Below are 10,079 nucleotides of genomic sequence, written 5' to 3'. Positions count from 1 at the left end.
CTTGGCGAAAGGCAGTCATGACCACGACCACTGACCCGCGGGACCGGCTGGTCGAGGCGCTGCGGGCCGCACTGACCGACAACGAGCGACTGGCCCGCGAGAACACCCGGCTGTCCGACGCCGCGACCGAGCCGATCGCGATCGTGGGCATGGCCTGCCGCCTGCCCGGCGGCGTGGCCTCGCCCGCCGACCTGTGGCGGCTCGTCGCCGAAGGCCGGGACGGCGTCGGCCCGTTCCCCACCGACCGGGGCTGGAAGCTGGACGACCTGTTCGACCCGGACCCGGACCGGGCGGGGACGTCGTACGTCGACGAGGGCGGATTCCTGCACGGCGCGGGCGACTTCGACGCGGCGTTCTTCGGGATCTCGCCGCGCGAGGCGTTGGCGATGGACCCGCAGCAGCGACTGCTCCTCGAAGTGACCTGGGAGGCCGCGGAACACGCCGGAATCGATCCGCACGCGCTGCGCGGCACCGACACCGGGGTCTTCTCCGGCGTCATGTACCACGACTACGCCACCGGCCTCCGGGAGGTCCCCGCGGGGCTGGAGGGCTTCCTCGCCACGGGCAACTCGGGCTCGGTGGCCTCCGGGCGGGTGGCGTACGCACTCGGCCTCGAAGGCCCGGCCGTCACCGTCGACACGGCGTGCTCGTCGTCGCTGGTCGCCGTCCACCTGGCCGCGCAGGCGCTGCGCGCCGGCGAGTGCGCGCGGGCCTTCGCGGGCGGCGTGGCGGTGATGGCGCGGCCGTCCCCGTTCGTCGAGTTCTCCCGGCAGCGCGGGCTCGCCCGCGACGGCCGCTGCAAGGCGTTCGCGGACGCCGCCGACGGCACCGGCTGGGCGGAGGGCGTCGCCGTCCTCCTCCTCGAACGCCTCTCCGACGCACGGCGGTCGGGGCGTCACGTGCTGGCGGTCGTCCGCGGCTCCGCGGTCAACCAGGACGGCGCGTCGAACGGCCTCACCGCCCCCAACGGCCCGTCCCAGCAACGCGTCATCCGCCGCGCCCTCGCACACGCCCGCCTCACCCCCGCCGACATCGACGCGGTCGAGGGCCACGGCACCGGTACGACCCTGGGCGACCCGATCGAGGCGCAGGCGCTGATCGCCGCCTACGGCGCCGGACGATCCGCCGAACAGCCCCTGTGGCTGGGGTCGTTGAAGTCCAACATCGGGCACACGCAGTCCGCCGCCGGGGCCGCGGGCATCATCAAGATGGTCGAGGCGATGCGGCACGGGGTGCTACCGCGCACACTGCATGTGGACATGCCCTCCACGCACGTGGACTGGTCGGCGGGAGCCGTACGGCTGCTGACCGAGGCACGGGCCTGGCCCGACGCGGACCGTCCGCGCCGGGCAGCGGTCTCGGCCTTCGGGGTGAGCGGGACGAACGCCCACGTCATCCTGGAACAAGGTGATCCGGAGCCGGCCGCGCCCGACGCGAAACCGGCCGTCCTGCCCTGGCTCCTGTCCGCGGCGACCGCACCCGCGCTGCGCGAACAGGCCCGCCGTCTCGGCGACTTCACGGGAGTTCCCGGCGCGGACAGCGCGGGGGCCGCCCGGGTCCTGGCCACCGGTCGGGCCGCACTGACACAGCGTGCGGTTGCCGTCGCGGCCGACCGCGACCGCCTCCGCGACGGCCTCGCCGCCCTCGCCCGCGGCGAGGCCGCGCCCGAGGTCGTCACCGGCACGGCCGACGTCGACGGCGACACGGTCTTCGTATTCTCCGGCCAGGGGGCGCAGTGGGCGGGGATGGGACGCGAACTGCTGGCGTCCTCCCAGGTGTTCGCGGACGCCCTCACCGTGGTGGGAGACGCCCTCGCACCGTTCGCGGACTGGTCCCTGACGGACGTGATCCGCGACGGAACGCCGTTGGACCGGGTCGACGTCGTGCAACCGGCGTCCTTCGGGGTCATGGTGGCCTTGGCCCGGCTGTGGGAGTCCCTGGGTGTGGTGCCGGACGCGGTGGTCGGCCACTCGCAGGGGGAGATCGCGGCGGCACACATCGCGGGCATCCTCAGCCTGGAGGACGCCGCGGCGATCGTGGCGCTGCGTTCCCAGGCGATCGCGCGCGGCCTCGCGGGGCACGGTGGGATGGCGTCCATCGGGCTGCCGGTCGACGCGGTCCGCGAACGGCTGGGCGCGGGCGTGGAGGTGGCCGCGGTCAACGGCCCCTCGTCGGTCGTCGTCGCCGGCGATCCGGGGCCGTTGGACGCGCTGGTCACGGCGTATGAGGCCGAGGGAGTCCGGGTGCGGCGCATCCCGGTCGACTACGCCTCCCACACCTCCCACGTGGAGGCGGTCCACGACGCGTTGGTGGACCTGCTGGCGGACGTGAAGCCGCGGACGGCGCGCGTCCCGTTCTATTCGACCGTCGAGAACGGGTGGTTGGACGGCCCGGAGCTGGACGCGGCCTACTGGTACCGGAACCTGCGCCGCCCGGTGCGGTTCGCGGAGGCCACCGCGGCGCTCGCGGCCGACGGCCACCGGGCGTTCGTCGAGATCAGCGCGCATCCCGTACTCGCGCACAGCGTCACCGAAACCCTGGAGGGCGTCGCCGGGCCCCGCGTCCCGTCGGTGGTCACCGGCAGCCTGCGCCGCGACGACGGGGGCCTCGCACGGTTCCTGCTGTCCGCCGCACAACTCCACGTCCGGGGCGTCCGGGTCGACTGGTCGCCGCTCTTCGCCGACGCGCCGCCCGTCCGCCCGTCCGCGTTGCCGACGTACCCCTTCCAACACCGCCACTACTGGCTGGAGTCGGCCCCCGTCGCCACCACCACCCCAGGAGAGCCGCCGATGGACACCGAGACCGACGCCCCGACCGAGGGCACACCCGGCGCCGACTTCGCCCTGCGCTGGAAGGGGCTTTCCGCGCCACAGCGCGTGGACCTGCTGGTGGACCTGGTCAGGACCGAGGCCACCGCGGTACTCGGCCACGAGGCGGGCGAACGCGTCGCCGCCGACAGCGTGTTCTTCGACGTCGGCTTCGTCTCGCTGACGGCGGTCGAACTGCGCGACCGGCTCCAGGCGGTCACCGGGCTCGAACTCCCGGCCCTGCTCGTCTTCGACCAACCGACACCGGAGGAACTGGCCCGCCATCTCGCCCGGTTGCTGTCGGACACCGCCAACGAGGGGAGCTGACCATGGTGTTCTCCGTCGACGCCTACCTCAAGGCGCTGGACTTCCGCGGAACACCGGAGCCGACCCGGGAGACGCTGCGCGACCTCCACAAGCGCCACCTGATGACACTTCCGTACGACTCCTCCCTCAACACCGGTCGGGGCACCGCGCTGTGGGCGGGCGTCGACATCGACGTGGACGCCGCCTTCGACGCGATCGTGCTCGGCGGCCGAGGCGGGGTCTGCTACGAACTCAACGGCCTGTTCCGGCACTTGCTCGACCGGCTCGGGTACGACACCGGTGTGCTTGCGGCCGGCATCCGGCAGGTGGACGACACCTTCGGCCCCGACCTGGAGCACGTCTTCGGTTTCGTCCGCCTCGACGGGCAACAGCTCCTGGCCGACGTGGGCTTCGTCGGCCCGTCCTACCTGGAGCCGCTGCCGGTGGAGCCGGACACGGTCACCCGCCAATACGGCACCGACTACCGGATCGTGCGGGCCGACGGCTACCACGTCGTCCAGCGCAGGGGACAGACCGGCGGCTGGGTGGCCGTCTACCGCTTCGACCCCCGACCCCGCGACCTCGCCGAATGGCTCGCCCCCAGCCCGGAGTTGGAGGCCTTCGCCCGCCGGCTCGCGGGCAGCGGCATCGTCGTGCGCGGCCGGGCCTTCGCGACCGGGCAGCGCATCCTCATCGGCCGGCGCCTGGTGTCGGTGGACGGCGGCCACGAGCGCATGCGCGGCGTCGTCGACCCGGACGACCACGCCCGCGTCCTCGCCGACATCCTGCGCCAGGACACCCCGTGACGGCCGCCGAGGACGTCGCGATCGTCGGCTACGGCCCGGTCGGCCAGGTCACCGCGCTGCTGCTGGCGGCGCGCGGACACCGCGTCACCGTGGTCGAGCGGTGGCCGAAGCCCTACCCGATGCCGCGGGCGGTGTCCTTCGACGGAGAATCGGCGCGCATCCTGGCCGCCGCCGGCATCGGCGGCGCGATGGGCGCGATCGCCGAGCCGTCCCGCGACTACGTCTGGCACAACGCCGACGGCCGAACCCTCTTCCGCGTCGACGTCGCCGACCCCGGGCACTCCGGCTGGCCCGACTCGACGTCCATGTACCAGCCCGGACTTGAGGCGGCCCTCGCCGACCACGGCGCCACCCTCCCGACCTTGCGCGTCCTGCGCGGCACCCGGGTCACGGACCTCGCCGACCACGGCGACGCGGTCACCCTCGACCTCGACGGCCCCGGCCCCGACACGCTCACCGCCCGCTGGGTCGTCGGCTGCGACGGCGCGAACAGCCTCGTCCGCACCCGACTCGGCATCCCCTCCACCGACTTCGCCTTCTTCGATGACTGGCTGACCTGCGACGTGGCCCTCCACGCACCGCACGTCTTCGAACCGAACAACCTCCAGGTCTGCGACCCGGCCCGCCCCCGCACAGCGGTGTCGGCGGGACCGGGCCACCGCCGCTGGGAGTTCATGCGCCTGCCGGACGAGGACCCCGACGAGTTCGGCACCGCCGAGAACGCCTGGCGGCTGCTGGCCCGGTTCGGCATCGACCGCGCGACCGCGACGCTCGAACGCCACGCCGTCTACACGTTCCAGGCCCGCTACGCCGACGAATGGCGGCGCGGCCGGGTCCTGATCGCGGGCGACGCGGCCCACCTCATGCCGCCGTTCGCGGGCCAGGGCATGTGCTCGGGCTTCCGCGACGCGGCCAATCTCGCCTGGAAGCTGGACCTGGTCCTCGCCGGGCGGGCCACCCCCGCCCTCCTCGACACGTACACGACCGAGCGGCGCGAACACGTGCGCCACGCGCTGCGGATGTCCATGGACCTCGGCCGCGTCATCTGCCAGACCGACCCGGCCAAGGCCCGCGACCGCGATGCGGTCATGCTGGCCGCGCAGGAGCGCGCCGCCCGCCGCGAGGTCGGCGCCGCCCAACCGCGAACTCCCGTCCAGGCCCTGACCGGTGGACTGCTGTGGCACGGCGCGGACGGCCGCCCGACCGCGCCCGCGGGCGAACTGGTGCCCCAAGGACGGGTATCGGTCGACGGCGCTCCCGCAGCCCGGTTCGACGACGCCGTCGGCCGCGGCTTCGTCCTCCTCACCGACCGCCCCACCGACACCCTGCTCGACACCGAACAGCGCCGCTTCCTGGACGCGTTGGCCGCCAAGGTCGTCCACATCATCCCCACCGGGACGACGCGCCCCCACACCACCCGGGACATCGTCGCCGAGGACACCGACGGCGTCTACCTCCCCCACCTGAAGGCATCGGACTCCGCCGCACTCCTTATCCGCCCCGACTTCTACACCTTCGGCGCCGCCCGAGACCACCACACCCTCAAAGCCCTCCTCACCCGCCTCCAATCCCACCTCACCACCCCACCCCCCTGAACCACCGCGACAACACCCCCACCCGACGAACAGCCCACCGGTCGTCGCTCACGCGCGGTGGCGCGTGGCGGAGCGGGGCCGGGCCGGTCCGGGTACGGGCCGAACGTGCCGCGCCTCATCGACGCCGCACTCGGCATGTTCCGCGACGCGGGGCTGAACGACGCGCAGGCGGCCTACGCGACGACCACGATGATCCAGTACGTCGCGGGCGTCGCCGACATCCAGCGCGGCACCTTCGGGCGCGGCGCCGAGGGCGCCGTCCACACGGACGGCTTCGGTGAACCGCTCGCGGGGCCGCCGGGGCCGCGGGCGGCGGTCGTCGCGCGCGCCGGGCCCCGGTCGATGCGTCGTCGTTTGGCCTCACCCGGTCACGGTGTTCCCGGGGAGGTGGGGTGGGTTGTCAGGCGATGTTCAGGGGTTTGCGGGGGGTGGTGGGGGTGAGGAGGGTTTTTGCGATGAGGCAGGTGAGGTCGAGGGTTTGGCGGGCGTTGAGGCGGGGGTCGCAGGCGGTGTCGTAGCGGGTGGGGAGGTCGGTGTCCCGGAGGTCCTGGGAGCCGCCGAGGCATTCGGTGACGTCGTCGCCGGTGAACTCCAGGTGCAGGCCGCCCGGGTGGGTGCCGAGGGCGGCGTGGACGGCGAAGAAGCCGCGGATCTCCGCGAGGATCGTGTCGAAGTGCCGGGTCTTGTGGCCCGAGTTCGCGACCACGGTGTTGCCGTGCATCGGGTCGCAGAGCCAGATGACCGGGTGCCCCGCCGCGGCCACCGCGGTGACCAGCGGCGGCAGGGCGTCCGCGACGCGGTCCGCGCCCATGCGGCTGATGAGGGTGAGGCGTCCGGGGGAGCGGTGCGGGTCCAGGGCGTCGGCGTACGCCAGCACCTCGGCGGGTGTGGTGCCCGGACCCACCTTGACCCCCACGGGGTTGGCGATGCCGCGCGCGAACTCGACGTGTGCGCCGCCCGGTTGGCGGGTGCGTTCGCCGATCCACAGGAAGTGCCCGGACAGCCCGCGGCGGGCGCCGTCGGGCGCGCGTCGGGTGAGCGGGATCTCGTAGTCCAGCAGCAACGCCTCGTGGCCGGCGAACAGTTCGGTCCGTGTCTCGGCCGCGACCGCGTCCAGCACGCCGAGGGTCGCGCGTGCGTCGGCGTGGGCGCGCAGCAGCCGTGCGGGGTCGGGGGTGCGGGCCGCGGCCGTGGGGGTGGTGGCGTTGACCAGGTCGCCGCGGTACGAGGGCAGCCCGTCGGTGTCGTACGGGTTCGACCGGGGCTTCGCGTACTGCCCGGCGACGCGCCCCACCGGGACGACGGGCAGGCCGGACGCCACCTCCAGCAGGGTCGCGGTGTGCAGCAGGGTGCGCAGGTTGGCCCGGATGTGTGCGGGCGTGTTCCCGGCGAACGTCTCGGCGCAGTCGCCGCCCTGAAGCAACAGCGCCCGCCCGTGGGCGACTTCGGCGAGGCGTCCGCGCAGCCGGTCGACCGCTGCGGGGGCGACCGGGGGCGGCAGGGCGCGCAGGCGGCGGCGTACCCGGTCCACCCGCGCGGGGTCGGGCCAGTCCGGTTGTTGGGCGGCGGCGGGGGTGGCACGGGCGGCGGCGTCCGTCGGACTCGTCATCTCCCTCATCCCGTCTTCCTCAGGTTGGCCCACAGGTCCGCGGGCAGATCCTTGCGGCGGCGGATGCCGAGCTTGCGGTACACCCTCGTCAGGTGTTGTTCCACGGTGCTGGGCGTGACGTAGAGCTTTCCGGCGATCTCCCGGTTGGTGTAGCCGAGTACCGCCAGTGAGGCGACCCGGCGTTCGGAGTCGGTGAGGCCCCCGATGCGGTCCAGGCCGTCGGCCATCGACTCCGCGCCGCCCAACGCGGCGGACACCGACAGGAGTTCCTGGGCAAGCGGCTTCATGTCGCACATGTTCGCCACGTGCAGTGCCTGCCGCAGCAGCAGCCGGGCCCGGCGCTTGTCGTTGTTGGCCTGGTGCGCGCGGCTCAGGTCGGCCAGGACGCGCACCTGTTCGAAACGGTCCCCGGACGCCTCGGCCAGGTCGATCGCCTCGGTCAGCAGCTGCAACCGGCGTCCGGGCGGCCCGGCGGCGGCCAGCAGGCGCAGTGCGGGGCCGCGGGTTCCCGAGCCGTCGGAGTTGGGGCGGCCGAGCTGTTCGAGGAGCAGCCGCCGTGCCTGGTCCTTGTTGTCGAGCCGCAGCCACGCCTCGGCCGCGGCGGTGCGCCACGGCAGTACCCCGGCGGCGTCCAGGCCCCAGTCGCGCAGGAGTTCGCCGCAGGACAGGAAGTCCGCGAGCGCGGCGTGACTGTGCCGCGTGGCCAGGTAGTGGTGGCCCCGGGTGTACAGGTAGTGCAGCCCGTACTGGGACCGGAACATGGCGTCGCCCACGGCGTGCGCGAGCTGCTTGGCGGCCTCCTCGTGCTCGCCGGTCCGGGTGGCCGCCAGGATCAGGGTGCCCAGCGGCAGGCCCACCGCGACGCCCCAGCCCTTGGGGCTGAGATGGCCGAGTGCCGCCCGGCCCTGGTCGACGGCCGTCACCAGATCGCCCTGGCGCGCGGCGATTTCCGCGCGCGCGGCGGCGTAGACGGCCCGTGCGGTCGGCGCGTCGCGGGCTTCGGCGGCCCGGACCAGGTGCTCGCTCCACGCCGCCGCCTCGGTGAGGCGTCCGGCCGGCACCAGCACCCGCAGCGCCAGCAGCGCGGCCTCCTCCGCCCAGGGGCTGCGGCGGTGCAGGTGCAGGTCGCGCAGCACTTCCTCGGCGCGGTCGGCGGTCTTGTGCGCGCGGCCCCGGGCCAAGGCGTCGGCGAGGGCCGCGGCGGCGTGCAACTGCGGGTCGGTGCCCGGCGCGACGACGGTGTGCCGCAGGTCCGCGGGCAGGGCGGGCGTACGTCGGCCCCGGGCGAGGGCCGGGTGGGTGTACGCGAGCCAGACCTCGGCGTCCTGCAGGGCGGCGGCCTCCCCGAGGCTGCCGGGGTTGGCGGTGCTCGCCCGGGTCCGCAGCCGGTCGAGCACGGCGACGGCGTCGTCGTTGCGGCCGTGCCACAGCAACTGGCGTACGAGCACCAGACCGGCCGCCGTGTCGAGGTGCCCGGCGTGGACGGCGGCGGTCAGCGGTGTCAGGTGCCGGGCCGCGGTGGAGGGGTCGAGCTGCCACTCGGCCGCGGCGAGCCGCGAGCGCAGGGTCGCCCGGGTGCGCTCGTCACCGCCGGCCCGGTGCGCCAACCCCAGGCACTGGGCGGCGAGTTCGTGGCGGTCGTCGAGCAGCGCGTGTTCGGCGGCCTCGGACAGCACGGTGACCGCCCACGGGGTCCGGGCCTGCTCGGCGGCCCCGCTGGTGATCCCGCCCGGGGCCGGGTCGTGTGCGCGGTCCGCCTCGATCAGGTGCCGGGCCACCGTCGGGGCGTCGGCACCCCGGGCGTAGCGCAGGTGCGCGGCCTTGCCGTGCAGTGCGGCGCGCTCGGCGGCCGTGAGGTCGTCCACGACCGCGGCACGGGCCGCCGGGTGCCGGAAACGGCCCGCCGCCAGCAGGCCGGCGGCCTCCAGGGCGCGCAGCACCTCGCGGGCCGTCTCGCCGCCGTCGGCGCCGCCGAGCAGGCGGCCGATCTCGGCGTCGTCGGTGTCGTCGCCCAGGACCGCCAGCGCCCGGGCCACCCGGAGGACGGCCGGGTCCGCGCGGTGCAGGCAGCCCAGCAGCGCCATCGCGTACTCCCGGCCGGGCGCGTCGCCGGAGTGCCGGTGATCGTCGATCAGGGCGCGCAGCAGCAGCGGGTTGCCGCCCGACGCGGCGAGGATCGGCGCGCCCACCCGGTGCGCGTCCTCCGCGCCGAGTTCCCGGGTCAGGAGCCGCAGCGCCCCGGCGTCGGACAGCGGTGCCAGGCGCAGGTGGTCGACGTGCCGGTGCCGGGCCAACTCGGCGCGGAACCGGCGGTGTTCGGGCCGCAGCACCGTCTCGTCGGTCATCACCAGGTGGACGCCGGCCTGCGGCAGGCGGCGCACCAGGTGCAGCAGGAACTCCCGGGACGGCCGGTCGGCGTTGCGCACGTCGTCGACCGTGATCAGCAGCGGTGTGTCGGCCGACGCGGCCAACAGGGCCTGCGCGACGTCGTGGCAGGCCCGGACGAGTTCCGGCGGCTGCGGTGCGTCGGAGACGGCGTCCCCGCCGAGCGACCCGAGCAGCGCGGTGATCCGGTCCGCGTGCTCCGGCGGCCACGGGACGCCGCCGAGGAGCTGGTCGACCACCCCGAACGGCAGGGCGCTCTCGGCGGCGGAACAACTCGCGGCCAGGTGCCGGACGCCGCGTTCCTCGCCGCGCTCGGCGAAGGCCCGGAGCAGTTCGGTCCGGCCGCTCCCGGCCGGTCCTTCGACCAGAACCGCGCGGCCGTTCCCGGCGAGACATCCGGTGAGCAGCCGGTCCAGATGGTTGATGTGTTCGTCGCGTTCCACCATCGAAACCACGTGGCACTCCCAAGCCGTGATGATCGTGAGCCACACTTCCGCGTCGGCGTCGCGGCTGTCCCCCGGATGCGGGTTCGCCGCCGCCGGCCCGCGTCCCATCATCACGGCACACCGCC

Annotated in this window: 6 protein-coding genes; 4 read left to right on the top strand and 2 right to left on the bottom strand. The window is 74.6% G+C overall.

Annotated features, from left to right (window positions below):
• Positions 1–17: 17 nt before the first annotated feature.
• The 4 genes from LO772_RS07370 to LO772_RS07355 all read left to right on the top strand — a co-directional run bounded on the left by LO772_RS07370 (position 18) and on the right by LO772_RS07355 (position 5,955).
• Complete coding sequence (locus LO772_RS07370) at positions 18–3,134, top strand: type I polyketide synthase (RefSeq protein ID WP_231777570.1); 3,117 nt, start codon at positions 18–20, stop codon at positions 3,132–3,134.
• Between the two features lie 2 nt (positions 3,135–3,136).
• Positions 3,137–3,919 (top strand): arylamine N-acetyltransferase family protein, encoded by a 783-nt coding sequence (locus LO772_RS07365; protein WP_231777569.1) that lies wholly within the window; start codon positions 3,137–3,139, stop codon positions 3,917–3,919.
• On the top strand, positions 3,916–5,514 hold the full coding sequence (gene mhpA / locus LO772_RS07360) for a bifunctional 3-(3-hydroxy-phenyl)propionate/3-hydroxycinnamic acid hydroxylase MhpA (protein ID WP_231777568.1): 1,599 nt from the start codon (positions 3,916–3,918) through the stop codon (positions 5,512–5,514). The genes LO772_RS07365 and mhpA overlap by 4 nt, the downstream gene beginning before the upstream one ends.
• A gap of 105 nt (positions 5,515–5,619) precedes the next feature.
• Entirely contained in the window at positions 5,620–5,955 is a 336-nt protein-coding gene (locus LO772_RS07355) for a hypothetical protein (RefSeq protein WP_231777567.1), read from the top strand.
• On the opposite strand, the gene LO772_RS07350 is transcribed toward LO772_RS07355, so the two are convergent.
• Both LO772_RS07350 and LO772_RS07345 read right to left on the bottom strand, forming a co-directional pair.
• Positions 5,915–7,132: a 3-deoxy-7-phosphoheptulonate synthase gene (locus LO772_RS07350; protein WP_231777566.1), complete on the bottom strand. Its 1,218-nt coding sequence runs from the start codon at positions 7,130–7,132 to the stop codon at positions 5,915–5,917. The genes LO772_RS07355 and LO772_RS07350 overlap by 41 nt on opposite strands.
• Positions 7,129–10,065 (bottom strand): helix-turn-helix transcriptional regulator, encoded by a 2,937-nt coding sequence (locus LO772_RS07345; RefSeq protein ID WP_231777565.1) that lies wholly within the window; start codon positions 10,063–10,065, stop codon positions 7,129–7,131. The genes LO772_RS07350 and LO772_RS07345 overlap by 4 nt, the downstream gene beginning before the upstream one ends.
• Positions 10,066–10,079: the final 14 nt, after the last annotated feature.

The organism is Yinghuangia sp. ASG 101 (genome assembly GCF_021165735.1).
In the GTDB taxonomy this organism is placed as follows: domain Bacteria; phylum Actinomycetota; class Actinomycetes; order Streptomycetales; family Streptomycetaceae; genus Yinghuangia.
This window is presented reverse-complemented; position numbering and strand designations above follow the sequence as displayed.

Bases quoted from the DNA above. Each gene is read 5' to 3' on its own strand.
- LO772_RS07365 (WP_231777569.1), top strand. From the start codon at position 3,137: ATGGTGTTCTCCGTCGACGCCTACCTCAAGGCGCTGGACTTCCGCGGA.
- LO772_RS07345 (WP_231777565.1), bottom strand. From the start codon at position 10,065: ATGATGGGACGCGGGCCGGCGGCGGCGAACCCGCATCCGGGGGACAGC.
- LO772_RS07370 (WP_231777570.1), top strand. From the start codon at position 18: ATGACCACGACCACTGACCCGCGGGACCGGCTGGTCGAGGCGCTGCGG.
- LO772_RS07350 (WP_231777566.1), bottom strand. From the start codon at position 7,132: ATGAGGGAGATGACGAGTCCGACGGACGCCGCCGCCCGTGCCACCCCC.